Annotated in this window: 19 protein-coding genes; 3 read left to right on the plus strand and 16 right to left on the minus strand. The window is 72.6% G+C overall.

What is annotated here, in order from left to right:
* Positions 1 to 36: 36 nt before the first annotated feature.
* The 7 genes from QC283_RS00795 to QC283_RS00825 form a co-directional block, all read right to left on the minus strand.
* Complete coding sequence (locus tag QC283_RS00795) at positions 37 to 1,170, minus strand: carbohydrate kinase family protein (RefSeq protein WP_279559757.1); 1,134 nt, start codon at positions 1,168 to 1,170, stop codon at positions 37 to 39.
* A 212-nt stretch (positions 1,171 to 1,382) separates the two neighbouring features.
* Positions 1,383 to 2,678, minus strand: coding sequence for a glucarate dehydratase family protein (locus tag QC283_RS00800; RefSeq protein WP_279559326.1), 1,296 nt, complete (start codon positions 2,676 to 2,678; stop codon positions 1,383 to 1,385).
* Between the two features lie 293 nt (positions 2,679 to 2,971).
* Positions 2,972 to 3,970 (minus strand): adenosine deaminase, encoded by a 999-nt coding sequence (locus tag QC283_RS00805; protein ID WP_279559327.1) that lies wholly within the window; start codon positions 3,968 to 3,970, stop codon positions 2,972 to 2,974.
* A gap of 20 nt (positions 3,971 to 3,990) precedes the next feature.
* Positions 3,991 to 4,896 (minus strand): ribonuclease Z, encoded by a 906-nt coding sequence (locus QC283_RS00810; RefSeq protein ID WP_279559328.1) that lies wholly within the window; start codon positions 4,894 to 4,896, stop codon positions 3,991 to 3,993.
* A gap of 7 nt (positions 4,897 to 4,903) precedes the next feature.
* A complete protein-coding gene (locus tag QC283_RS00815; RefSeq protein ID WP_279559329.1) occupies positions 4,904 to 5,257 on the minus strand; it encodes a histidine triad nucleotide-binding protein in 354 nt (117 codons plus the stop codon).
* A gap of 112 nt (positions 5,258 to 5,369) precedes the next feature.
* The gene (locus QC283_RS00820) at positions 5,370 to 8,603 is read right to left on the minus strand and encodes a S41 family peptidase (RefSeq protein ID WP_279559330.1); all 3,234 of its coding nucleotides are present in this window, start codon (positions 8,601 to 8,603) and stop codon (positions 5,370 to 5,372) included.
* A gap of 80 nt (positions 8,604 to 8,683) precedes the next feature.
* The gene (locus QC283_RS00825) at positions 8,684 to 9,211 is read right to left on the minus strand and encodes a hypothetical protein (protein WP_279559331.1); all 528 of its coding nucleotides are present in this window, start codon (positions 9,209 to 9,211) and stop codon (positions 8,684 to 8,686) included.
* 71 nt (positions 9,212 to 9,282) lie between these two features.
* Between QC283_RS00825 and QC283_RS00830 the strand changes: the two genes are divergently transcribed.
* Positions 9,283 to 9,639, plus strand: a complete 357-nt coding sequence (locus QC283_RS00830) for a hypothetical protein (protein ID WP_279559332.1) — start codon at positions 9,283 to 9,285, stop codon at positions 9,637 to 9,639.
* Between the two features lie 30 nt (positions 9,640 to 9,669).
* Here QC283_RS00830 and QC283_RS00835 read toward each other — a convergent pair whose 3' ends face one another.
* From QC283_RS00835 to hrcA, 4 genes are all read right to left on the minus strand, one after another.
* The gene (locus QC283_RS00835) at positions 9,670 to 10,419 is read right to left on the minus strand and encodes a 16S rRNA (uracil(1498)-N(3))-methyltransferase (RefSeq protein WP_279559333.1); all 750 of its coding nucleotides are present in this window, start codon (positions 10,417 to 10,419) and stop codon (positions 9,670 to 9,672) included.
* Positions 10,416 to 11,510 (minus strand): nitronate monooxygenase, encoded by a 1,095-nt coding sequence (locus QC283_RS00840; protein ID WP_279559334.1) that lies wholly within the window; start codon positions 11,508 to 11,510, stop codon positions 10,416 to 10,418. The genes QC283_RS00835 and QC283_RS00840 overlap by 4 nt, the downstream gene beginning before the upstream one ends.
* Positions 11,511 to 11,801: 291 nt before the next feature.
* Positions 11,802 to 12,938, minus strand: coding sequence for a molecular chaperone DnaJ (gene dnaJ / locus QC283_RS00845; protein ID WP_279559335.1), 1,137 nt, complete (start codon positions 12,936 to 12,938; stop codon positions 11,802 to 11,804).
* Positions 12,939 to 13,955 (minus strand): heat-inducible transcriptional repressor HrcA, encoded by a 1,017-nt coding sequence (gene hrcA, locus QC283_RS00850; protein ID WP_279559336.1) that lies wholly within the window; start codon positions 13,953 to 13,955, stop codon positions 12,939 to 12,941. It abuts the gene before it with no gap.
* 183 nt (positions 13,956 to 14,138) lie between these two features.
* Here hrcA and QC283_RS00855 point away from each other — a divergent pair, with 183 nt between their 5' ends.
* Complete coding sequence (locus QC283_RS00855) at positions 14,139 to 14,882, plus strand: MBL fold metallo-hydrolase (RefSeq protein ID WP_279559337.1); 744 nt, start codon at positions 14,139 to 14,141, stop codon at positions 14,880 to 14,882.
* 67 nt (positions 14,883 to 14,949) lie between these two features.
* On the plus strand, positions 14,950 to 15,765 hold the full coding sequence (locus QC283_RS00860; RefSeq protein WP_279559338.1) for a DUF3097 domain-containing protein: 816 nt from the start codon (positions 14,950 to 14,952) through the stop codon (positions 15,763 to 15,765).
* Here QC283_RS00860 and QC283_RS00865 read toward each other — a convergent pair.
* From QC283_RS00865 to lepA, 5 genes are all read right to left on the minus strand, one after another.
* On the minus strand, positions 15,743 to 16,321 hold the full coding sequence (locus QC283_RS00865) for a Uma2 family endonuclease (protein WP_279559339.1): 579 nt from the start codon (positions 16,319 to 16,321) through the stop codon (positions 15,743 to 15,745). The genes QC283_RS00860 and QC283_RS00865 overlap by 23 nt on opposite strands.
* A 100-nt stretch (positions 16,322 to 16,421) precedes the next feature.
* Complete coding sequence (hemW, locus tag QC283_RS00870; protein ID WP_279559340.1) at positions 16,422 to 17,654, minus strand: radical SAM family heme chaperone HemW; 1,233 nt, start codon at positions 17,652 to 17,654, stop codon at positions 16,422 to 16,424.
* Between the two features lie 27 nt (positions 17,655 to 17,681).
* Complete coding sequence (locus QC283_RS00875) at positions 17,682 to 19,970, minus strand: SpoIIE family protein phosphatase (RefSeq protein ID WP_279559341.1); 2,289 nt, start codon at positions 19,968 to 19,970, stop codon at positions 17,682 to 17,684.
* A 229-nt stretch (positions 19,971 to 20,199) separates the two neighbouring features.
* Complete coding sequence (locus tag QC283_RS00880) at positions 20,200 to 22,077, minus strand: AMP-dependent synthetase/ligase (protein WP_279559342.1); 1,878 nt, start codon at positions 22,075 to 22,077, stop codon at positions 20,200 to 20,202.
* Between the two features lie 346 nt (positions 22,078 to 22,423).
* Complete coding sequence (gene lepA, locus QC283_RS00885) at positions 22,424 to 24,292, minus strand: translation elongation factor 4 (RefSeq protein ID WP_279559343.1); 1,869 nt, start codon at positions 24,290 to 24,292, stop codon at positions 22,424 to 22,426.
* Positions 24,293 to 24,464 lie beyond the last annotated feature (172 nt).

Here is a 24,464-nt window from a genome sequence, read left to right on the forward strand (position 1 = left end):
CGGTCTTCTCGGCGGTCTTCTCGGCAGCGTGGCCACTCAGGCCGGGCGGCGGAAGCCGATGGTCGGGACCGCGCGGCGCTGGGGCCAGGAGCCGGGCAGGTCGTCCGGGAGCAGGTCCGCCAGGAAGGCGTAGCGGCGCAGGGCCGTCGGGTCCTGGCCCCGGACCGACTGGACCTTGCGCCACCAGGTGGCGATCTCGCACCAGCCGGGCGCCGACAGGGAGCCGCCGAACTCCTGGACGGAGAGCGCGGCGGTCAGACCGGCGAAGGCGAGACGGTCGGCCAGCGGCCAGCCGGCCAGGGTGCCGGTGACGAAGCCGGCCACGAAGACGTCCCCGGCGCCGGTCGGGTCCAGGGCCGCCACCTCGATGGCCGGGACCTCGGCGCTCTCCCCCGTACGCCGGTCCACCGCGTACGCGCCGTCGGCGCCGAGGGTGACCACGGCGAGCGGCACGTGCTCGGTCAGGGCGTGCGCGGCGGCGCGGGGGCAGGTGGCGCCCGTGTAGCGCATGGCCTCCGCCGCGTTCGGCAGGAAGGCCTCGCAGTGCGCGAGGTCGGGCAGCCCGGCCAGGTCCCAGGCGCCGGTGTCGTCCCAGCCGACGTCGGCGAAGACGCGGGTGCCGCGTGCGGCGGCCTGGGCGATCCAGGGGGCGCGGACGCCAGGTGTGAGGGAGGCGACGGCGGCTCGCGCGCGGGGCGGGCAGTCGGGGGACGGTTCCTCCGGCGGCGGCTCGTGGCCGTGGGAGACCATGGTGCGCTCCCCCTCGTACGCCATCGAGACCGTCACCGGCGAGTGCCAGCCGGGCACGGTGCGCGAGGGGGTCAGGTCGATGCCCTCGCCCTGTGCGAGGGCGTCCCAGCAGTAGTCGCCGTAGTGGTCGTCGCCGAAGGCCGCCGCCAGCGAGGTGCGCATGCCGAGCCGGGCCAGCGCGGTCGCCATGTTCGCCACGCCGCCCGGGCTGGAGCCCATCCCGCGGGCCCAGGACTCGGTGCCGCGCACCGGGGCGGAGTCGAGCCCGGTGAAGATGACGTCGAGGAAGACGGTGCCGGTCAGATACACGTCCCAGGGCGGGTCCTGGGGCGAGCGCAGGGCGGCGAGGGGATCGACCTGGGGGTGGTGGTTCGGCGCCTCGTCCGGGACGTGGCGGTGCGATCTCCCGGCGGCCGGCATGACGGGCATGACGGGCATGGCGGGCATGGCGGACGCGGTGGACGCGGTGGACGCGGTGGACGCGGTGGACGCGGTGGACGCGGTGGACGCGGTGGAGGCTGTCACGGTGCGCTCCCTGGCATGGTGCGGACCCCGCCAGTGTGCACCACGTCACCGACAACGCGGCGGCGTCCGGGCCGGTGGCGCCGCCCGGCCCGGTGCGGTACGGCCGGTCACCAGCGCGGGACGGAAGGGGTCACCCATCCTGGGTCGGCCACCCGCATCGCCGCCGCGTCGTCGCGGTCCCGGAGCGTGCCGTCGTCGTCCAGCCAGCGCTGGTGCAGGAACGCCAGCCGTTCGCGGTCGAGTTCGACGCCGAGGCCGGGCGCGTCGGAGACCGTGATCTCGCCGCCGTCGAAGGTGAGCCGTTCGGTGAGCACGTCCTCGGACTGCCAGGGGTAGTGGGAGTCGCAGGCGTGGTGGAGGTCCGGGACGGTGGCCGCCACGTGGGTCATGGCGGCGAGGCTGATGCCCAGGTGGGTGTTGGAGTGCATGGAGACCCCGACGCCGAAGGTGCGGCAGACGGCGGCGAGTTGCTGGGTGTTGCGCAGCCCGCCCCAGTAGTGGTGGTCCGAGAGAACGACCTGCACGGCGCCCTTGGTGAACGCCTCCTGGATCTCCGCGAACGTCGTCACGCACATGTTGGTCGCCAGCGGCACCCCGGTCCTCGCGGCGACCTCGGCCATGGCCGGGGTGCCAAGCGCGGGATCCTCCAGGTACTCCAGGACGTCCCCGAGTTCCGCGGCCACCTTCAGCGAGGTCTCCACGGACCAGGCACCGTTGGGGTCGAGACGCAGGGGGTGTCCGGGGAAGGCATCGGCGAGGGCCTTGACGGCGGCGATCTCCTCCTCGGGCGGGAAGACGCCGCCCTTGAGCTTGAACGAGGTGAAGCCGTACCGCTCGGTGAAGGCGCGGGCCTGTGCGACGACTCCGGCCGGGTCGACGGCGGCGCCCCAGTCGTCCTTCTCGCTCGCCACGCCCTCGGGGTGGTCGGCCCACTTGTAGAAGAGGTACGCGCTGTACTCCACGGTGTCGCGCACCTTGCCGCCCAGCAGCGCGTGCACGGGCAGGCCGAGCGCCTTGCCGAGGGCGTCGAGGCAGGCGACCTCGAAGCCGGAGACGACGGACAGACGCAGCTTGTCGGCGGTCTGGACGCCGCGCAGCCCGCCGACGTCCACCTGTCCCAGGACCCGTGAGGCGTCGACGGCGACCTCGTCGGCGAGGAGGAACAGGGCGCCCAGGTCACTGACCTGGCGGCCGACGAGTTTCCCGGCGAAGGGGCGGGCCAGTTCGAGGTACTTGGCGTCGCCGTACGTCTCGCCGAGGCCGGTGATCCCGTCGGCGGTCTCCACCTCCACGATCAGGCGGGGGGTGTACGGCTGGTGGACGCCCTGCGTGTTGAGCAGGGGCGGGTCGGCCACCAGGATCGGCGTGAGGCGCACGGCGGCGATGGTGAGGTCGCGGGTCACGGGGCGGCTCCTACGGGGTCGGGTCCGGCCGTGGTCAGCGGGCGGTATCGAGACCCACGCCCCTCACCCTGTCTCCGCACCTGTCTGCGTACCTGCCTGCATACCTGTCTGCGTATGTGGATGTCATCCACGTACAGAGATGGAGGTTAGACAGGCGGACTGAAGGCGTCAATGGCGCGCCCCCCCCCTCGCGACCCGGCGCGGCCCTCTCGCGACCCGGCGGGGCCCCGCGCCACACGGCGGGACCCCGGCAGGCCGCGGCCACACCGGGGTCCGGAACGGGACGGGACGGGTCACGCGGAGGGGAACTCGTACGCCTCCACCTCTGCGAGGTAACGGGCCCGCAGTTCCTCGTCGTCCTCCAGGAAGGAGGCGAGGAAGGAGTTGCGGGCCAGCTCCCGCAGCCGCTCCTCGGTGAGGCCGAGGGACTGGCGTACGGCGTCGAAGTTGTCGCCCGCGTAGCCGCCGAAGTAGGCCGGGTCGTCGGAGTTGACCGTGCAGAGCAGGCCCGCGTCGAGCATGGCGGGCAGCGGGTGGTCGGCGAGGGTGTCGACCGTGCGCAGCCGGACGTTGGACAGCGGGCACACGGTCAGCGGGATACGCTCGCGCACCAGCCGCTCGACCAGCGCCGGGTCCTCCACCGAGCGCAGGCCGTGGTCGATCCGCTCGACTCCCAAGATGTCCAGGGCCTCGGTGACGTACTCCGGCGGCCCCTCCTCGCCCGCGTGCGCGACCCGGCGCAGCCCGAGGGCGGCGGCGGCCTCGTACACCTCGCGGAACTTCACCGGCGGGTGGCCGACCTCGGCCGAGTCCAGGCCTACGCCGGTGATGCGGTCGAGGTGGGGCTTCGCCGCGTCGAGGGTCGCCAGCGCCGACTCGGCGGACTCGTCGCGCAGGAAGCACATGATCAGGCGGGTGGAGACACCGTGGTTCTCCCGGCTGCTGCCGAGCGCCCGCCACAGGCCCTCCACGACCGTGCCCATCTCCACGCCCCGGGCGAGGTGCGCCTGCGGGTCGAAGAAGATCTCCGCGTGCCGCACCCCCTGGGCGGCGGCGCGGGCGAGGTAGGCGTTCGCCAGGTCCTCGAAGTCCCGCTCGGTGCGCAGGACGGCCATGAGCTCGTAGTACAGGTTCAGGAAGGACTGGAGGTCCTCGAACCGGTACGCCTCGCGCAGCGCGTCCGTGTCCGCGTACGGGAGGGACACGCCGTTGCGGGCGGCCAACTCGAAGGCGAGCTCGGGCTCCAGGGTGCCTTCGATGTGGAGGTGCAGTTCAGCTTTGGGCAAGGACATCAGAGAATCGTACGACCGTTTTACCGGCGTTTCGGAACCGGGACTCTCAGTAGGTCGTGGGCCACGGTCAGCTCACCTTCGTAGCCGGCCGCCCGGGCCTGCCGCTCGAACTCCCCGGGGTCCGGGTAGCGCTGGCTGAAGTGGGTCAGGACCAGGTGCCGTACGCCCGCGTCCCGGGCGGCCCGGGCGGCCTGGCCGGCGGTGAGGTGGCCGTGGTCGGTGGCGAGCGCCTCGTCCTCGTCGAGGAACGTGGACTCGATGACCAGCAGGTCGCAGCCCTCGGCGAGCGTGTGCACGCCGTCGCACAGCCGGGTGTCCATGACGAACGCGAACCGCTGGCCGCGCCGGATCTCGCTGACCTCGTCGAGCGGGACCCCGTTCAGCGAGCCCTCGCGCTGGATGCGGCCGACGTCGGGGCCCTTGATGCCGTGCGCGGCGAGGCGTTCGGGCAGCATGCGGCGGCCGTCGGGCTCGGTGAGGCGGTAGCCGTAGGACTCGACGGGGTGGGAGAGCCGGTGGGCGTCGAGGGTGTAGGCGGGGGTGACGGCGAGGACGCCGTCGGTGGCGACCGGGGCCTCGGTCAGGGCGACCGTCTCGCGGTAGGCGGTGGCGTACCGCAGGCGGTCGAAGAAACGCCTGCCGGAGAGCGGGTAGTGGGCGGTGACCTCGTGCGGGACCCGGTCGAGGTTGATCCGCTGGATGACGCCCGCGAGGCCCAGGCTGTGGTCACCGTGGAAGTGCGTGACGCAGATCCGGTTCAGGTCGTGGGCGGCGACCCCGGCGCGCAGCATCTGCCGCTGTGTGCCCTCGCCGGGGTCGAACAGGATGCCCTCGCCGTCCCAGCGCAGCAGGTAGCCGTTGTGGTTGCGGTGCCGGGTCGGGACCTGGCTGGCGGTGCCGAGGACGACCAGTTCGCGTACGGACACGGGATGCCTATCCGGGGGGCCATTCGAGGCCGCGGCCGCCGAGGACGTGGGCGTGGGTGTGCCAGACGGTCTGACCCGCGCCGGTGCCGGTGTTGAAGATGGTGCGGTAGCTGTCCAGCTTCTCCTGGTCCGCGACCGCCTGGGTCTCGCGCAGGACGTCCGCGGCGAGTTCCGGGGCGCCGGCGGCGAGGGCGGCGGCGTCCCGGTAGTGCGCCTTGGGAATCACCAGGACATGGGTGGGCGCCTGGGGGTTTATGTCCCGGAAGGCGACGGTCGTCTCGGTCTCGCGGACGATCGTCGCGGGGATCTGACCTGCGACGATCTTGCAGAACAGACAGTCGTCCTGTGGTTCCCCCGTCATGGGGTCCTCCTCACGCCGGTGATCTTCTACGGCATCGTATCCGCCGGGCCGTGAGGCGGTCGGGCCGTGGGCCGCCCTCGCCCGCCGGTTGCGGCTACGGCTACGGCTACGGCTACGGCAGGCTCGGCGGCGTCTTCGCCGGGGTCTCCTCCAGTGCCGCCAGTGCCAGCCTGATCGCCTCGTCCAGCTGGGGGTCGCGGCCCGCCGCGTGGTCCTGGGGGCGTTGGGGGACCTCGACGTCGGGGTCGACTCCGTGGTTCTCCACGCCCCAGCCGTGGCCCTCCAGCCAGAAGGCGTACTTGGGCTGGGTGATCAGCGTCCCGTCGACCAGCCGGTAGCGGCTGTCGATGCCGATGACGCCGCCCCAGGTGCGGGTGCCGACGACGGGGCCGATGCCGAGCGCCTTGATCGCGGCGTTGACGATGTCGCCGTCGGAGCCGGAGAACTCGTTGGCGACGGCGACGACCGGCCCCCGGGGCGCGTCCAGCGGGTAGCTGGCGGGCCGCATGCCGCGCGGCAGGTCCCAGCCGACGATGCGCCGGGCCAGCTTCTCGACGACCAGCTGGGAGGTGTGGCCGCCGCGGTTCTCGCGGACGTCGACGACCAGGCCCTCCCGGGTCACCTCGACGCGCAGGTCCCGGTGGAGCTGGGCCCAGCCGGCGCCGACCATGTCGGGCACGTGCAGATAGCCGAGCCGGCCGCCGGACTTCTCGTGGACGTAGGCGCGGCGGTCGGCGACCCAGGCGTGGTAGCGCAGGGGCTCCTCGTCGGCGAGGGGGACGACGACGGCGTGCCGCGGTTCGCCGCCTCCGGCCGGGGAGATGGTCAGCTCGACGGGCTTGCCCGCCGTCCCGACCAGCAGCGGGCCGGGCCCGGTGACCGGGTCGACGGACTGTCCGGCGACCGCGACGATCGCGTCGCCGGCGCGCACGGCGACGCCGGGCGCGGCGAGCGGGGAACGGGCGTCGGGGTCGGAGGTCTCCGAGGGCAGGACGCGGTCGATGCGCCAGGCGCCGTCCTCGTGGCGGGAGAGGTCGGCGCCGAGCAGGCCCTGCCGGGCGCCGGAGCCGTGGCCGCCGCGCGGGGTGACGTAGGCGTGCGAGGTGCCCAGTTCGCCGTGCACCTCCCACAGGAGGTCGACCAGGTCGTCGTGGGTGGCGAGGCGGTCGAGGACGGGCCGGTAGCGGTCGAGGACGCCGTCCCAGTCGACGCCGTTCATGTCGGGCCGCCAGAAGTTGTCCCGCATGACGCGGCCGGTCTCGTCGTACATCTGCCGCCACTCGGCGACCGGGTCGACGGTCTGCCGCACGCGGCTGAGGTCGACGGTGATGTTGGTGTCGCTGTCCTCGTCGCCCGAGGCCCGCCGGTCGCTGGGCACGACCTTGAGGCGCCCGTCGGCCCACAGCAGCACCCGCTTGCCGTCGCCGCTGACCTCGAAGTGGTCGGCGTCGGCCGCGAGGTGCTCGACGCGCTGCTGGGCGAGGTCGTAGCGCTCCAGCTCGGTGTGCGGGTCGGGGGCGTCCGGGGTGGCGCGGGAGGCGCCGAGGACGCCGGTCACCGGGTGCCGCAGCCACAGGACGCCGTCCTTGGCGGCGCGCAGCCGGGAGTAGCGGGCGGCCTCGACCGGGAAGGGCACGATGCGGTCGGCGAGGCCCTCGACGTCGATCCGGGTGGTCGGGGTGCCCTCGCTGTCGGGGGTCTCGTCCCGGTCGGGGGTCTCGAAGGGGCGTCCGTGGCGCTGCGGGCCGAAGGGCGACGGGGTGGTCGCGGCCAGCGTGATCAGGTACGGGCGGGCGCCCTCGACGAAGGCCAGGTCGAAGACGTGCTCGTCGTAGACCGGGTCGAAGGAGCGGGTGGAGAGGAAGGCGAGGTGCTTGCCGTCCAGGGTGAAGGCCGGGGAGTAGTCCTTGAAGCGCAGCGGGGTCGCCTCGCTCACCGACAGGTCGGTGGTGCCCGCGAGCTTGAGCTGGCGCAGCGGGCTGGGGCCGGGGTGGGACCAGGCGAGCCAGGCGGAGTCGGGTGAGAAGGCCAGCCCGGAGGCGTCGCCGTCCTCGCTGCGGTCGACCTCGCGGACCTCGCCGGTCTCCCGCTCGACGAGCAGGACGCGGCCGTCGTGCGAGGCGACGGCGGCGCGGCTGCCGTCGGGGGCCATGGCGAGTCCCAGCACGCGGCCGAGCTGTCCGGCGGCGAGGCGGCGCGCGGTGGCACCGGGCGCGAGTCCGGTGGCGGGCGCGAACTCCAGGGCGTCGTCGCCCTCGGCGTCCGTCACCCACACCACCCACTCCTCGCCGTCGGCGCGGAAGGTGCGCGGCAGCCGGGTGCGGACGCCGGGCTGCGCGGCCAGCGCGCGGGCCGGTCCGGAGCGGTGGGTGATCCAGTGCACGCCGCCGCGTACGGCGACGGCGCTGCCCCGCGCGGTGTGGTCGGGTGACGCGGAGCCGAACCAGCGGGCGGCGTTGACCGGGTACGTCTGGAGGTCCACGCGTGTGCCGCCGACGCGGATGTCGAGCCGGCGCGGCTCGGCCGCCTCCAGGTCGTCCAGCGTCCACAGTTCACCGGCGCTGGAGTAGACGACGCGGGTGCCGTCGGTGGCGGCGTGCCGGGCGTAGAAACCTCCCCCACTCTCGGCTCCGCTCGAGCGGGAGGTGCCCCCAAGGGGGGTGTGCCGGCGCAGGTCGGAGCCGTCGGCGAGGGAGGAGTACAGGGCGCCGGTGCCCTCGTGGTCGGAGAGGAACGCGATGCGGTCGCCGACCCAGAAGGGGTACTCGATGTTGCCGTCGAGGTCGGCGTGGAGTCGTACGAACTCGCCGTCGTCCTCGGCGTCGATCCACAGCTTGCCCGCCGTGCCGCCCCGGTAGCGCTTCCACCAGGCGGCCTCGCGGCCCATCGGGGCGGACAGCAGCACGGTGCGCGGCCCGTACGCGACGTCGCCGACGGGCCCGTACGGCAGGGTGGTGGCCGGTCCGCCGTCGAGCGGGACGGCGCGGGCCCAGCTGCGGCGCAGGCTGGCCTGTCCGTAGCTGCTGAGGGCGAGGACCTGGCCCTCGGGGGTCCAGCCGCGTACCTGGGTCTTCAGGCTGCCCCAGTGGGTGAGGCGCTTGGCGGGGCCGCCGTCGGCGGAGGCGATGTGCACCTCGGGGGCGCCGTCGCGGGTGGAGGTCCAGGCGACCGTGGTGCCGTCGGGCGAGATGCGGGGGTGGTTGACCGGCACGTTGTCGGCGCTGACCCGCCAGGCCCGGCCGCCGTCGAGCGGGGCGAGCCACACGTCGTCCTCGGCGGTGAAGGCGACCAACTCGCCGTGCGGGTGCGGAAAGCGGAGGTAGGCAGGCGCTGCGGGCTGTGTCACCCCCTCACCCTATGCAGGGGTGGGGCCCGCCGACAGAGGTTCGGATCACATACCGGCCACCGGGCCGCCGGGCCCCGGGGCTATTTGCCCTCGACCGGTCGGCAGTGCGGGTCGTCCGGGCACCAGATGGTGCGGGTGACGGTCACCGTGGGCCCCGGCTGCTGCTGGGAGGGCCGGTTCGCGGGCGGGGCGCTCGTGGTGTCGCAGTTGCCCAGCCCCTTGACGCGGAACCACTCCTCGCCGTCCACCTTCGCGGTGAGGTCGCCGCGCACACAGGCGCCGTTGACGACCCGGGTCACCTCGCCGTCGACGGTGATGTCCTTCCCGTCGTCGGTCTCCCCCTCGCAGTCGACGGAGGCGACGGTGTCCTCGCCGGCCGAGGCGGTGGCACCGCCGTCACCTCCGTCGTCGCCGACGGAAGCGGTGCAGGTGATCCACCGCACGTCCGCCTTCTGCCGCTCCAGTTCGCGGGTCACGGTCTGGTCGGTCGTGAACGCCACCGACGCGGAACTGAGTCCGCCCGGGTCGCACGCGACGACACCGCCGACGGCGACCACCGAGCCGACGACCACCGGAGCCACACGCCGAATCCGCCTCAATGCCCCCATGGAGGGCAGCCTGCCACCGCTCCGGGGCCCGCGGTAGAGCGCATACGGCCACTCCTCACTACCGTTGGGTCATGAGCGACGGACGGCGGTTGAGAAGGCTCGTCGTGGACGAGGCGGCCACGTACGTGTGGTCGGTACGTCACCGGCACAGCGTCACGGGCTCCTGCGCGGAGGTCCTCACCCTGGCCCGGGACGGGACGAGGACCCGGCTGCTGTTCCAGAGCGGCGAGGGACGGTTCGTCCCCGACGGCTTCCTGCACTCGGGCTGCGTGGCTGTGGGGCACGCGTCGCTCAACCTGCACGAACCCGGTGTCGTACGGGGCTTCGTGGACGAGGCGGCCCGGCGCGGGCTGCTCGACCGGTCCGCGGACCTGGACGGCTGGGAACTGTTCCACGCGGTCACCGCGGCCCGCGCGGCGGACGGCTGAACGGTGCGGTCAGGGGCGGCGGCCGTCGCCTCAGGACCAGCGGCCGGTGCGGGCCAGGAGCACCGCCGTCGCCGCGGTGCCGGCCGTGGAGGTGCGCAGGACGCTGCGCCCCAGGCGGTAGGGTTTCGCGCCGGCCTCGACGAAGAGGGCCAACTCCTCGGGGGAGACGCCGCCTTCGGGGCCGACGACCAGCACGATGTCACCGGTGGCGGGGAGTTCGGCGGCGGCCAGCGGCTCGTCGCCGCTCTCGTGGAGTACGGCGGCGAAGTCGGCGTCGGCCAGAAGTGAGGCAACCCGCTTGCTCGTCGCCGCGTCCGCGACGTCGGGGAAGCGGACCCGGCGGGACTGCTTGCCGGCCTCCCGGGCCGTCGCCCGCCACTTGCCGAGCGCCTTCAGGCCGCGGTCACCCTTCCACTGGGTGATGCAACGGGACGCCGCCCACGGCACGATCGCGTCGACACCGACCTCGGTCATCGTCTCGACGGCCAGCTCACCGCGGTCGCCCTTGGGCAGGGCCTGGACGACGGTGATACGGGGCCGCTCCTCGGGCTCCTCGCGCACGCCGTCCACGACGGTGACGACGAGACGGTCCTTGCCCTCGGCGGTCCTCACCACGCCCTCGGCCCAGTGCCCGCGTCCGTCGGTGAGGACGACGTCCTCGCCGGTGCGCAGCCGCTTCACGGAGACGGCGTGCCGTCCCTCGGGGCCGTCGAGGACGTACTCGCCGCCGGGCAGGTCCCCCGGCTGGAGGGAGTCGACCACGAACACCGGTGCCGTCATCGGCCCGTACCTCCCGTCGCGAAACCCGACAACCCCGACAACGCTGTCCCCGCGGCGGCGAGTTCGGCCGCCAGCACCTCCACCAGCTGACCGGCGGGAAGCTCCCGGGCCATCCGGTGGCCCTGTCCCGCCCACAGCGCCATGCCCTGCGCGTCTCCCGCCCTCGCCGCCGCCTTGCGCAGCGGGGAGGTGAGGTGGTGGACCTCCGGGTAGGCGGCGGGGGCGTAGGGGCCGTGCTCGCGCAGGAAGCGGTTGACCAGGCCGCGGGCGGGGCGGCCGGAGAAGGCGCGGGTCAGTTCGGTGCGGACGAACAGCGGGTTGGTCAGCGCCTGCTTGTGCAGGGCGTGCGCGCCGGACTCGGGGGTGGCGAGGAAGGCGGTGCCGAGCTGGGCCGCGCTCGCGCCGGCCGCGAGGACCGCGGCGATCTGACCGCCGCGCATGATGCCGCCCGCCGCGACGATCGGCAGGCTCACCGCCTCCCGGACCTGGGCGACCAGTGACAGCAGTCCGGTGCCGGCGCGATCCGTCTCCGGGTTGTCCCGGTGGGTGCCCTGGTGCCCGCCGGCCTCGACGCCCTGCGCGATCACCGCGTCGGCGCCGGACAGCTCCACGGCCCGGGCCTCGTCCACGGTGGTCGCGGCGACCAGGGCGAAGGTGCCGACCCGGTGCAGGGAGTCGACGACCTCGCGGCTCGGGACGCCGAAGTGGAACGACACCACCGGCACCGGGTTGTCCAGCAGCACCGCGAGCTTGGTGTCGTAGCCGTCGTCCCGGCCGCACTCGGGATCACCGAGCTCCGTCTCGTACCAGGCGGCCTCACCGGCCAGCTGGTGGGCGTAGACACCGACGGCGGAGGGGTCGGCCGACTCCGGCTGCGGCATGAAGAGGTTGACGCCGAAAGGGCGGGCGGTCAGTCCCCGCAGCTGCTTGATCTCCTGGTACATCCCGTCCGCGGTCTTGTACCCGGCGGCCAGGAATCCCAGCCCGCCCGCCTCGCAGACCGCGGCGGCGAGCCGCGGCACGGAGACGCCGCCCGCCATGGGCGCCTGCACGATCGGGTAGGGGAAGAGATCGGTCAGTGCGGAGGACATGACCGCATGGTGTCACGTCCCGTGGACGCGTCCGAATCCGGGCTTCCGTTGGCATACGCCAGGAGCATCCCCGCCACCGAACCGGCCCATACCCACCGGAAAGCCCCTGGCGCGGTCCTCGCCAGGGGCTTTCGGGAAGCGGGTGTCAGCGCCCGTTGAACGCGTCCTTCAACCGCGAGAACAGCCCTTGCTGCCCAGGCTGACTGCGCTCACCCGGGGGACGACCCCCGGACCCCCGGCAGACCCCTCAGGCGCCCCGCCGACAGACGAGGCCCCCTGACGGCCACCCCGTCAGCGCCCGTTGAACGCGTCCTTCAACCGCGAGAACAAACCCTGCTGCCCAGGCTGGAACTGCCCCTGCGGACGCTCCTCGCCGCGCAGTTTGGCCAGCTCGCGGAGCAGGCGTTCCTGCTCCGGGTCGAGCTTGCTCGGGGTCAGGACCTCGACGTGGACGATGAGGTCGCCCCGGCCGCCGCCGCGCAGGTGGGTGACGCCACGGCCGTGCAGCGGGACCGACTGGCCGGACTGGGTGCCCGGGCGGATGTCGATCTCCTCCATGCCGTCGAGCGTCTCCAGCGGCACCTTCGTGCCCAGGGCCGCCGCCGTCATCGGGATGGTGACCGTGCAGTGCAGGTCGTCGCCGCGGCGCTGGAAGGTCGAGTGGGGCAGTTCGTGGATCTCGACGTACAGGTCACCGGCGGGGCCGCCGCCGGGGCCGACCTCGCCCTCGCCCGCGAGCTGGATCCGGGTGCCGTTGTCGACACCGGCCGGGATCTTCACGGTCAGGGTGCGCCGGGAGCGGACCCGGCCGTCGCCCGCGCACTCGGGGCAGGGGGTCGGGACCACGGTGCCGAAGCCCTGGCACTGCGGGCAGGGGCGGGAGGTCATGACCTGGCCCAGGAAGGACCGCGTGACCTGCGACACCTCACCGCGGCCTCGGCACATGTCGCACGTCTGGGCACTGGTGCCCGGGGCGGCGCCCTCACCGTTGCAGGTGTTGCAGACGACCGCGGTGTCGACCTGGATGTCCTTGGTCGTACCGAAGGCCGCCTCGTCCAGCTCGACCTCGATGCGGATCATCGCGTCCTGGCCGCGGCGGGTGCGCGAGCGCGGCCCGCGCTGCGACGCCGTACCGAAGAACGCGTCCATGATGTCCGAGAAGTTCCCGAAGCCACCCGCGCCGAAGCCGCCCGCGCCACCGCCGCCGGCCTGCGAGAGGGGGTCACCGCCGAGGTCGTAGACCTGCTTCTTCTGCGGGTCCGACAACACCTCGTACGCGGCGTTGATCTCCTTGAACCGCTCCTGGGTCTTCGGATCGGGGTTGACGTCCGGGTGCAGCTCGCGGGCGAGCCTCCGGAACGCCTTCTTGATCTCGTCCTGGGACGCGTCGCGGCGTACGCCGAGTACGGCGTAGTAGTCCGTGGCCACCTACGACTCCGCCAGGATCTGTCCGACGTACCGTGCCACTGCGCGTACCGCTCCCATCGTTCCCGGGTAGTCCATGCGGGTCGGTCCGACCACGCCGAGCTTGGCAACCGCCTCGCCGCCCGAACCGTAGCCCACCGACACGACGGACGTTGAGTTGAGTCCCTCGTGGGCGTTCTCATGACCGATCCGTACGGTCACGCCCGGATCCTTCGCCTCGCCGAGCAGCTTGAGGAGCACGACCTGCTCCTCCAGCGCCTCGAGGACGGGTCGGATCACCAAGGGGAAGTCGTGCCCGAAGCGGGTCAGATTGGCGGTGCCGCCGATCATCAACCGCTCCTCGTTCTCCTCGACCAGCGTCTCCAGGAGAGTGGAGAGCACGGTGGAGACCGTACCCCGGTCCTCGGCCTCGAAGGCCTCCGCCAGATCCTCCACCAGGCTCGGCACGTCCGAGAAGCGGCGCCCGGCGACCCGGCTGTTGAGCCGCGCGCGCAGGTCCGCCAGGGACGCCTCGCCGAACGGCGCCGGGCAGTCGACCATCCGCTGCTCGACCCGGCCGGTGTCCGTGATCAGCACCAGCATCAGCCGCGCGGGCGCCAGGGAGAGCAACTCCACATGCCGCACGGTCGAGCGGGTCAGCGACGGATACTGCACGACGGCGACCTGCCGGGTCAGCTGCGCGAGCAGCCGCACCGTGCGGGCCACCACGTCGTCGAGGTCGACGGCGCCCTCCAGGAAGTTCTGGATGGCACGCCGCTCGGGCGCGGTCATCGGCTTGACGCCGGCCAGCTTGTCGACGAAGAGCCGGTAGCCCTTGTCGGTCGGGATGCGCCCGGCGCTGGTGTGCGGCTGGGCGATGAACCCCTCGTCCTCCAGGGCCGCCATGTCGTTGCGCACGGTGGCCGGGGAGACGCCGAGGTTGTGCCGCTCGGTCAGGGCCTTGGAGCCCACCGGCTCCTCGGTGCCGACGTAGTCCTGGACGATGGCGCGCAGCACCTCGAGCCTGCGTTCACTGAGCACTCGCGCACACCTCCAGAATGTCGTCGTCGCCCGGCGTCTTGCCTGTCCCACTGTCCGCCCTGGCACTCACGGTGCACGAGTGCCAGACTTCCCCGGCCCAGTGTACGGCCGTGGGGTACGCCCCCGGCAAGGCCGGGGCACGCCCGCCGTGCGCGGAGGTCCCGCACCGCTAGCGTCGTCGCCGTGACGGTGACTTGGGAGGACCTGGGATGGGAGCGGCTGACGGCGGGGGTGGGGCGGCGCCGGCTGCCGGTGTGGGACTGCACGGCGGGGCTGGTCGTCGGCTCGGACGCGGCACTGATGGTCGACGCGGGGTCGAGTCTCGGTGAGGGCGCCCGGTTGCGCGCGGGGGCGCGGGAACTCGCCGGTCACCATGTGACACATCTCGCGCTGACGCACCCGCACTTCGACCACGTTTTCGGCGCGGCGGCGTTCGCGGGTCCCCGGGGCGCGGAGGTCTACGGCGCGGTGGGGACGGACGCGGTGTTCGCGCGGGGCGGACAGGGGCGGGAGGCGCTCCGCTCGGACGCGGTGGCGGAGGGGCTGGACGCGCGGGCGGCGCGGGAGGCGGCCGACGCTCTCGTCCGCGTCGGCCACGAGGTCCGCGGCGAGTGCACGCTCGACCTGGGCGGCGGCCGGCGGGTCCTGCTCGCCGACGTGGGCCCGGGGCACACCGCCCACGATCTCGCGGTGCTGGTGCCGGGCGACCCGGCGGTCGTCTTCTGCGGTGACCTGGTCGAGGAGTCGGGGGAGCCGCAGGCGGGCCCGGACGCCGTACCGGCACGCTGGCCGGCCGCGCTGGACCGGCTGCTGGACCTGGGCGGCGAGGACGCACTGTACGTTCCCGGTCACGGAGCGGTGGTGGACGCGGGCTTCGTGCGGGCTCAACGGGACGCGCTGGCTGCCCGGTTCGGCGTGTCGCGCTGACCATGACGGGCCCGGTTCAGCGTGTCGTACCGATCACGACGCGCCCGCTTCTCGTATCGTCATCAGAATGCGCCAGTACTCCGCCGACCTGACCCCTCCGTGGAAGAAGCCGCAGCCGGTTCCGGAGGTCCCGGCCGATCCCGGCCTGGTGGTCGAGGAGCCCGGCACCGGTTTCTGCGGCGCGGTGATCGGCTGCGAGGCGGGCACGGTGACCCTGGAGGACCGCTTCGGCAAGCACCGGGTGTTCCCGATGGAGCCGCGCGGCTTCCTGCTGGAGGGGCGGGTGGTGACGCTGGTCCGACCCTCCTCCTCCGGTCCGGCACGACCCTCCCGTACGGCGTCCGGGTCGGTCGCCGTCCCCGGCGCACGCGCGCGGGTCGCGCGCGCCGGGCGCATCTACGTCGAGGGGCGGCACGACGCCGAGCTGGTCGAGAAGGTGTGGGGCGACGACCTGCGCATCGAGGGTGTCGTCGTGGAGTACCTGGGGGGTGTCGACGACCTGCCGTCGATCGTGGACGACTTCGCGCCGGGTCCGGACGCGCGGCTCGGGGTCCTGGTGGACCACCTGGTGCCGGGTTCGAAGGAGTGGCGGATCGCGGAGGCGGTGACGAGCGAGCACGCGCTGGTCGTGGGGCACCCGTACATCGACATCTGGGAGGCGGTGAAGCCATCGTCCCTGGGGGTTCCCGGCTGGCCGCGGGTGCCGCGCGGCCAGGACTGGAAGACCGGGGTGTGCCGGGCGCTGGGGTGGCCGTCGGAGAACACGGGCGCGGTGTGGCAGGCGATCCTGGCGCGGGTGGGGTCTTACAAGGACCTGGAGCCGCAGCTGCTGGGGCGGGTGGAGGAGCTGATCGATTTCGTCACGGGCGGTGATGGGGCTTGACGCCCTTGTAGGTGCCGAACGTGGTGGTGTCCAGTTCGACGCCCAACTGTTCCAGCGGCAGTGACGCCCCGAACTGAGTGACCCGCTGCACCTGATAGTCGGCCTGCTCGCCCCGTCCGGCCGGCTCCGAGTACAGAACGCACTGGGCCATGATCGGGTCGATGATCAGGTAAGCGGGCACTTCACCGGCGGCGTAGATCAGGCGTTTGACGCCATAGTCCCGGTCCACGCTGGTCTTCGAGACCACTTCCACGACCAACGTGATCACCTGGGACGGCAGAAGACGCCCTGAGTCCGGGCCAACACCCACCTCCATGACGACCAAGTCGGGGACAGGCTCGCTGGCCTCATCGACAACATCGACGTCCTGAGTCTGGAGCCGCTCCCATCGCCGGTGCGGAATCTGGTCCATCAGAGAAGTGACGATCCGGTTGTGCACCAGATCAGGGCTGGCCATCATCACGATTTCCCCCCGGAGTAGCTCCACCTTGAGCCCCTCGGGTGGTTCGAACCCCGCGAAGAACTCCGCGACTCCACGTTCGTCCACAGCTGTCATCTCCGTGGCCCTCCACATCCGCCGCGTACTGTCGGCGGCAGCCTACGAATCAGGTTAGGGGCCGAACCTCCGATCCGCACCGATCCACTCACCCGAGTGATCAGTCCACCAGGTCCCGCACCACCGCGTCCGCCAGCAACCGCCCGCGCAGCGTCAGCACCGCGCGCCCGGCCTCGTAGGGCCCTTCCTGCAGCAGCCCCTCGCGCAGCGCCCGGCGCGACGCCGTGAGCCCCGCCTCCCTCAGCAGCGACAGCGGGACGCCTTCCCTCAGGCGCAGCTCCAGCAGGATGCGCTCGACGCGCCGGTCCTCGTCCGTGAGGATCTCGCGTCCGGCGCCCGGTGACTTCCCGGCCGCCAGCGCTCCCGCGTACGCCCCCGGATGCTTCACGTTCCACCAGCGCACCCCGCCCACGTGGCTGTGCGCGCCCGGTCCCGCGCCCCACCAGTCGGCGCCGCGCCAGTACAGCTCGTTGTGCAGGCAGCGACCCGCGTCGGAGGTGGCCCAGTTCGACACCTCGTACCAGTCGAAGCCCGCCGCCGACAGCGTCTCCTCGGTGATCAGGTACCGGTCGGCGTGGACGTCGTCGTCGGTCATGGGGACCTCGCCGCGCCGGATGCGGCGGGCCAGCTGGGTGCCCTCCTCGACGATCAGCGCGTACGCGGAGACATGGTCGGGGCCGGCGCCGAGGGCCGCGTCGAGGGAGGCGCGCCAGTCGTCGTCGCTCTCGCCGGGGGTGCCGTAGATCAGGTCGAGGTTGACGTGGTCGAAGCCGGCCGCGCGGGCCTCGGCGACGCAGGCCTCGGGGCGGCCCGGGGTGTGGTTGCGGTCGAGCACCTTCAGGACGTGCTGCTTCGCGCTCTGCATACCGAAGGAGATCCGGTTGAAGCCGCCCTCGCGGAGGGTGGCGAGGTAGGCCGGGTCGACGGACTCCGGGTTGGCCTCCGTCGTGATCTCCGCGTCCGCCGCGAGGCCGAACTCGTCGCGGATCGCGTGCAGCATACGCACCAGGTCGCCGGCGGCCAGCAGGGTGGGCGTACCGCCGCCGACGAAGACCGTGCGGACCTCGCGGGGGTCGTCGCCGAGCACCTTGCGGGCCAGGCGGACCTCGTCGACGAGCGTCTCGGCGTAGTTGTCCCGGGAGGCGAGGACGCCACCGGTGCCGCGCAGCTCGGTCGCGGTGTACGTGTTGAAGTCGCAGTAGCCGCAGCGGGTCGCGCAGTACGGCACGTGCAGGTAGAAGCCGAGGGGGCGGTCGGCGGCGCCGGCGAGCGCGGACGCCGGGAGGGCGCCGTCGGCGGGGACGGGTTCGCCGTCGAGGAGTGCGGAGGGCATGCGTTCCATTGTCCCGTACGGCCGTGGTTACTCGGCCTGGAGCACCAGCAGGGCCAGATCGTCCTCCGGGGGCCGGGGCCCGAACTCGTGCACCAGCCGCCTGATCCGTTCGGCGACCAGCCCGGCGTCCAGCCCCGCGCATCCGGCGAGCGCGGCGGCGAGGCCGTCCCCGTCGTCGAGCTGCCGGGAGCCGCTGCGCCGCTCGGTGACCCCGTCCGTGACGCAGAGCAGGGTGTCGCCGGACCGCAGCTCGAAGGTCTCGCTGGTGTACGTCGCGTCCTCGACGACCCCGAGCAGGGTCTGCGGCCGCGCCACCGCGCGCACCGTGCCGTCGGGGCCCAGGAGCAGCGGCAGCGGGTGCCCGGCGGAGGCGAGGGTGCAGCGGACACCGCCGTCGAACGGGACCAGTTCGCCGTAGAGCATGGACAGGAAGCGGGTCTGCGGTCCGTCGCCCGGGGCAACCGGAGGTCCGACGGCGACCAGGGCGCGGGCGGCGGCGTCCGCGGCCTCGGTGGCGTCGTCGAGGAGGAGCTGGTTGAGTCGGTCGAGGACATCGGGGACCTCGTACTCCTCGCGGGCCAGCAGCCGCAGCCAGGGCCGGGCGAGGCCGATGACGACGGCGGCCTCCGGGCCCTTGCCCTGGACGTCGCCGACGGCGAAGCACCAGCGGCCCTCGCCGGCCGGGAAGAGGTCGTAGAAGTCGCCGCTGGGGCCGCCCTTGTCGCACGGTTCGTAGACGAGGGCGCTGCGTACGCCGGGGATCTCGGCGACGGCGCCCGGCAGCAGGCCGCGCTGGAGGACGGCGCTGATGGTGGCCTGCCGGGCGTACTGGCGGGCGGCGCCGATGGCGAGCGCCACCCGGCGGCTGAGGTCCTCGACGAGGCCGGTGATCTCGTCGGGGAAGCCGGCGGGTCCGGCCCGCCCGATGACCAGGGTGCCCAGCGGCCGGCCGCCGGCGACCAGGCGGTAGGCGAGCGCGGTGCCCCGCGCGGCGTCCGGGCCGAGCACCTCGGCGGGCCAGGGGTGGGCAACGGGGCCGGAACGCCACGGGTCGCGCGGGCGGGGCGGGTCCTTCTCAAGGGCCCGGCGCAGTTCCTCGAAGTGGCTCTCGCCGGCGTGCCAGACGCGGGCCAGGCGGGTCCCCACGGACGCGCCCGGGTCGTCGCTCCAGGCCGCCCGGCCCAGGGACTCGTCCTCCAGCCACACGCCGCACCAGTCGGCGAGCCGCGGCACGATCAGCTGGCCGGTGAGGGAGGCGACCAGGTCCTCGTCGAGCTGCCCGGCCAGGAGGTCGGAGGCCTCGGCGAGGAAGGACAGGGCGCCACGGCCCAGCCACTCCCGGTCGCGCACGCCGCGCCCCCGGCCGGTCCCGGGGGTGCCGTCCCGCCAGTCCGGCCAGTCCGGCCAGTCCGGAGGGTCCGAGCGGTCGGGGCCGTTCCCGCGGTCGGGGGCTTCTCGGCGGTCGGGGGCTTCTCGGCGGTCGGGGGACGGGTCGTGGCTGAGTGCCTCGTCGCGGCGGAGAGCCTCGTCGCGGCGGAGAGCCTCGTCGTGGCGGAAGGTTCCGTCGTCGCGGAAGGCTTCCTCGTACCCGGGCTCAGGCTCTCCCCCCACGCGGCCAGGGCCTGCCCCGCGCCCGGGACCCGTCGGAGCGCCCTCGGGGCGTCCCAGGCCGCCGGGAACCCCCAGGTCCGGATCGCCGTGGGCCTCGGGCCCGCACCACCCTCCGGGCCCCTCCCCCGGTGGGTCCACGGCCGGAGACTCGGTGCGCCGCGGGCCTCGGCCCCCGGCGTACGCCTCGATCTGCTCGGCGACCTCGGCGCCCGCGGCCGGCAGCCGCGCCCACACCGTCTTGGCGCCCGGGCGGTATGTGATGCCCCAGGCCTCCGAAAGCGCGGCGACGAGCCGCAGGCCGCGTCCGTACTCCGGGAGCTCGTGCGGTGTCTCGTCGTCGCCGCCCCTCGGTGCGCGGGAGGGGTGGTGGTCCGTGGCCTCGACGACGAGGGTGCCCGTCTCCTCCAGCCGGCAGACCACCTCGACGTCGGTGCCCGCGTGCACGACGGCGTTGGTGACCAGCTCGCTGACGACCACCAGCGCGTCGGCGGCGAGATGCCCGGTCAGCCGTTCCGTACCGGGCAGACCGAGCGCGGCCCAGTCGGCGAGCGCGGCCCGCACCATCTCGCGGGCCGCGCCCGGCGCCAGAGAGCTTCCGAGCAGGGTCACGTGCGCCCGCGCGCACTCCTGGGCGGATGCGTCAGCGGCGTGCGCGAGCACGCCGGCGCGGGAGACGGTCTCCCGTTGCGTCGGAATGACCCCCATGGACGGCTCCCCGGGCAGTTCGTGCGAATACTTCGCAGTCGATGCCGACAGAGTGACAGACCGACCCCGCCCATAAGCGCGGAGTTACCGAAGTGGGCCGCCACGAGTGAGAACCGTGCTAGGCGAACGTTCGAAGACGGCCGCAAGACGGACACTTCCGGGCATCGGCCGGGCGGACAACGACGTCCGCCCCCGTTCCGCGCGTCGCGCGGGCCGTGCCCCGCCCCCGCTACGCCTCCCGCGAGCCGTCGTACATCTCCTCGATCAGGTGCTTGTACTCCCGCTCCACGACCGGTCGCTTCAGTTTCAGGCTCGGGGTGATCTCCCCGTGCTCGACGTCGAGGTCACGCGGCAGCAGGCGGAACTTCTTGATGGTCTGCCAGCGCTGGAGGCCCTCGTTGAGCTGCTTGACGTAGCCGTCGACCATCTCGACGGTCGCGGGCGCCGCGACGATCTCCGCGTACGGCCTGCCCTCCAGGCCGTTCTCCTTCGCCCACGGAGTGAGCGCGATCTCGTCCAGGGCGATGAGCGCGGTGCAGAAGTTCCGGTCGGCGCCGTGCACCAGGATGTTGGAGACGTAGGGGCACACCGCCTTGAACTGGCCCTCGACCTCGGCGGGCGCGATGTACTTGCCGCCCGACGTCTTTATGAGGTCCTTCTTGCGGTCCGTGATGCGCAGGTAGCCGTCGGGCGAGAGCTCGCCGATGTCGCCGGTGTGGAACCAGCCGTCCGACTCCAGGACCTCGGCGGTCTTCTCGGGCAGCTTGTGGTAGCCCTCCATGATGCCGGGGCCGCGCAGCAGGATCTCGCCGTCGTCGGCGATGCGCACCTCGGTGCCGGGCAGCGGCTTGCCGACCGTGCCGGTGCGGTAGGCCTCGCCGGGGTTGACGAAGGAGGCGGCGGAGGACTCCGTGAGGCCGTAGCCCTCCAGGATGTGGATGCCGGCGCCGGCGAAGAAGTAGCCGATGTCGGGGGCGAGGGCCGCCGAACCGGAGACGCAGGCACGCAGGCGGCCGCCGAAGGCCTCGCGGATCTTGGCATAGACGAGCTTGTCGGCGATGCCGTGCTTGGTGGAGAGGCCGAAGGGGGCGCTGGCGGTGCCGGTGCGCTTGAAGTTGTCCTGGGTGACCTTGGCGTACTCGCGGGCGACGCCGGCGGCCCACTGGAAGATCTTGTACTTGGCTCCGCCGCCCGCCCGGGCCTTGGCGGCGACGCCGTTGTAGACCTTCTCGAAGATGCGCGGCACGGCCGCCATGTAGGTCGGCCGGACGACCGGCAGGTTGTCGATGATCTTGTCGACCCGGCCGTCGACGGCGGTGACGTGACCGACCTCGATCTGGCCGGAGGTCAGCACCTTGCCGAAGACGTGCGCGAGCGGCAGCCACAGGTACTGCACGTCGTCGCCGGTGACCAGGCCGGTCGCGGCGATCGCCTTGGCCATGTACGACCAGCAGTCGTGCGGGAGACGGACGCCCTTGGGCCGGCCGGTGGTGCCGGAGGTGTAGATGAGGGTGGCGAGCTGGTCCTTGGTGAGCGCGCCGACGCGCTCCTTGATCAGCTCCGGCTCCTTCTCCAGGCGGGCCGCGCCGAGGGCCTCCAGCGCGCCGAGCGTGAGGACCCAGTCCTCGGTGGTGTCGGCGCCGGTCGCGTCGATCACCACGACGTGGGTGAGGTCGGGCAGCTCCGCCTTCTTCTCCCTGGCCTTGGCCAGCTGTGCGGCGTCCTCCGCGATCAGCACCCGGCTCTCGGAGTCGGAGAGGATGTACGCGGACTCCTCGGTGTTGGTCTGCGGGTAGACGGTGGTCGTCGCCGCGCCCGCGCACATGATGCCGAGGTCGGCGAGGATCCACTCCAGCCGCGTGGACGAGGCCAGTGCCACGCGCTGCTGCGGCCGGATGCCCAGCTCGATCAGGCCGGCCGCGATCGCGTGGACCCGCTCGGACGCCTGCGCCCAGGTCAGCGACTTCCAGTCGTCCGGGCCCTCGCCCGAGGCCGACGGCACCGGGTAGCGGTAGGCCTCGGCGTCCGGCGTGGCCGTCACCCGTTCCAGGAAGAGTCCCGCCACGGAGGGCGGACGGTTCTCGATCAGTGTCTGTGTGTCGCTCACGACATCCTCCGTGGGCCCGCGACGGTGCGGCCTGCTCGATGCGGCCGGATCAGGTGCGGCTGGTTCAAGTGTGACCGGTTCGCAAGTGACCGGTTCAGGTGCGGCTGGGGTCAGGTGTGGCTGGATCGCTCTCGGGCGGTTGTTCAGGCGTTGTTTAACTCGCGAGTAACTAGCGAGCAGGCATCAGAGTAAAGGGCGACCGGCCTGTGCGTAAGTCTCCGCGCCCTGCCACTTCGTACGGAGGCCCACCCGTGACATGGGAAGGGGCCCGCCGCGCTTTCGCACGGCGGGCCCCTTCGTGTCCGTTTCGCCGGGTGGGCGAAAGGCGCCGCGAGGACGGTCGCGGCTACTTCTTGGCCTTGCCCGACCCCGCGTTGTCATCACTGGACAGGACCGCGATGAAGGCCTCCTGCGGAACCTCCACGGAACCCACCATCTTCATCCGCTTCTTGCCTTCCTTCTGCTTCTCCAGCAGCTTCCGCTTACGGGAGATGTCACCGCCGTAGCACTTGGCGAGGACGTCCTTGCGGATGGCGCGGATGGTCTCGCGGGCGATCACCCGGGAGCCGATGGCGGCCTGGATGGGCACCTCGAAGGCCTGGCGCGGGATCAGCTCGCGCAGCTTGGCGACGAGCCGCACGCCGTACGCGTACGCCGCGTCCTTGTGCGTGATCGCCGAGAAGGCGTCCACCTTGTCGCCGTGCAGCAGGATGTCGACCTTGACCAGGCTGGAGGTCTGCTCGCCGGTGGGCTCGTAGTCCAGCGACGCGTAACCGCGCGTCTTCGACTTCAACTGGTCGAAGAAGTCGAAGACGATCTCCGCGAGCGGGAGGGTGTAGCGGATCTCCACCCGGTCCTCGGAGAGGTAGTCCATGCCGAGCAGGGTGCCGCGCCGGGTCTGGCACAGCTCCATGATCGCGCCGATGAACTCGGTCGGCGCCAGGATGGTGGCGCGCACGACCGGCTCGTACACCGCGTCGATCTTGCCCTCGGGGAACTCGCTCGGGTTGGTGACGGTGTGCTCGACGCCGTCCTCCATGATCACGCGGTAGACCACGTTGGGCGCGGTGGCGATCAGGTCGAGGCCGAACTCGCGCTCCAGCCGCTCGCGGATCACGTCGAGGTGCAGCAGGCCCAGGAAACCGACGCGGAAGCCGAAGCCGAGGGCCGCGGAGGTCTCCGGCTCGTAGACCAGGGCGGCGTCGTTGAGCAGGAGCTTGTCCAGCGCGTCGCGCAGCAGGGGGTAGTCCGAGCCGTCCAGCGGATACAGACCGGAGAAGACCATGGGCCTGGGGTCCTTGTAGCCGCCGAGCGCCTCCTCGGCACCCTTGTGCATGCTGGTGACGGTGTCACCGACCTTGGACTGGCGGACGTCCTTCACACCGGTGATCAGATAGCCCACCTCGCCGACGCCGAGGCCGTCGGCGGAGAGCATCTCCGGCGAGTTGGTGCCGATCTCCAGCAGCTCGTGCGTGGCGCCGGTGGACATCATCCGGATCCGCTCGCGCCTGTTGAGCTGGCCGTCGATGACACGGACGTACGTCACGACACCCCGGTAGGAGTCGTAGACGGAGTCGAAGATCATCGCGCGGGCGGGGGCGTCCTTGACGCCGACCGGCGCCGGGACCTCGGCGACGACCTTGTCCAGCAGCGCCTCGACCCCGAGGCCGGTCTTGGCGGAGACCTTGAGCACGTCGGCGGGGTCGCAGCCGATCAGGTTGGCGAGTTCCTCGGCGAACTTCTCGGGCTGCGCGGCCGGCAGGTCGATCTTGTTCAGCACGGGGATGATCGTGAGGTCGTTCTCCATCGCCAGGTAGAGGTTGGCGAGGGTCTGGGCCTCGATGCCCTGGGCGGCGTCGACGAGGAGGATGGTGCCCTCGCACGCGGCCAGCGACCGCGAGACCTCGTAGGTGAAGTCGACGTGCCCCGGCGTGTCGATCATGTTGAGGATGTGCGTACTGCTCTTGTCGTGGGTGGGGGCCCACGGCAATCGCACCGCCTGGGACTTGATCGTGATGCCGCGCTCGCGCTCGATGTCCATGCGGTCGAGGTACTGGGCGCGCATCTGCCGCTGCTCCACCACACCGGTCAGCTGGAGCATCCGGTCGGCGAGCGTGGACTTGCCGTGGTCGATGTGCGCGATGATGCAGAAGTTGCGGATCAGCGCCGGGTCGGTACGGCTCGGCTCGGGCACATGGCTGGGGATCGCGGGCACGCAGGGTCCTGATTCTTGAGGCGTCCGCAGTGTCTGCGGTCTCGGGTCGGATCGATACGTAGCTTCCATCGTCCCACGGGTGGGGAGCTGGGATGGGTTTGGGACGGGTTGAGGGCGGGGGAGCCCGGAATCGGGGCGGGACACCGGTCCGGGGCGGGACACCGGTCCGGGC

The organism is Streptomyces sp. DH41, assembly GCF_029813785.1.
In the GTDB taxonomy this organism is placed as follows: domain Bacteria; phylum Actinomycetota; class Actinomycetes; order Streptomycetales; family Streptomycetaceae; genus Streptomyces.

Excerpts from the sequence above, each read along its gene's own strand:
- QC283_RS00860 (WP_279559338.1), top strand. The coding sequence starts at position 14,950 with ATGCGCCAGTACTCCGCCGACCTGACCCCTCCGTGGAAGAAGCCGCAG.
- QC283_RS00815 (WP_279559329.1), bottom strand. The coding sequence starts at position 5,257 with ATGACGGGGGAACCACAGGACGACTGTCTGTTCTGCAAGATCGTCGCA.
- QC283_RS00825 (WP_279559331.1), bottom strand. The coding sequence starts at position 9,211 with ATGGGGGCATTGAGGCGGATTCGGCGTGTGGCTCCGGTGGTCGTCGGC.
- QC283_RS00865 (WP_279559339.1), bottom strand. The coding sequence starts at position 16,321 with ATGACAGCTGTGGACGAACGTGGAGTCGCGGAGTTCTTCGCGGGGTTC.
- QC283_RS00835 (WP_279559333.1), bottom strand. The coding sequence starts at position 10,419 with ATGACGGCACCGGTGTTCGTGGTCGACTCCCTCCAGCCGGGGGACCTG.
- QC283_RS00795 (WP_279559757.1), bottom strand. The coding sequence starts at position 1,170 with ATGCCGGCCGCCGGGAGATCGCACCGCCACGTCCCGGACGAGGCGCCG.
- QC283_RS00875 (WP_279559341.1), bottom strand. The coding sequence starts at position 19,970 with ATGGGGGTCATTCCGACGCAACGGGAGACCGTCTCCCGCGCCGGCGTG.
- QC283_RS00840 (WP_279559334.1), bottom strand. The coding sequence starts at position 11,510 with ATGTCCTCCGCACTGACCGATCTCTTCCCCTACCCGATCGTGCAGGCG.
- QC283_RS00805 (WP_279559327.1), bottom strand. The coding sequence starts at position 3,970 with ATGTCCTTGCCCAAAGCTGAACTGCACCTCCACATCGAAGGCACCCTG.
- hemW (WP_279559340.1), bottom strand. The coding sequence starts at position 17,654 with ATGCCCTCCGCACTCCTCGACGGCGAACCCGTCCCCGCCGACGGCGCC.
- QC283_RS00830 (WP_279559332.1), top strand. The coding sequence starts at position 9,283 with ATGAGCGACGGACGGCGGTTGAGAAGGCTCGTCGTGGACGAGGCGGCC.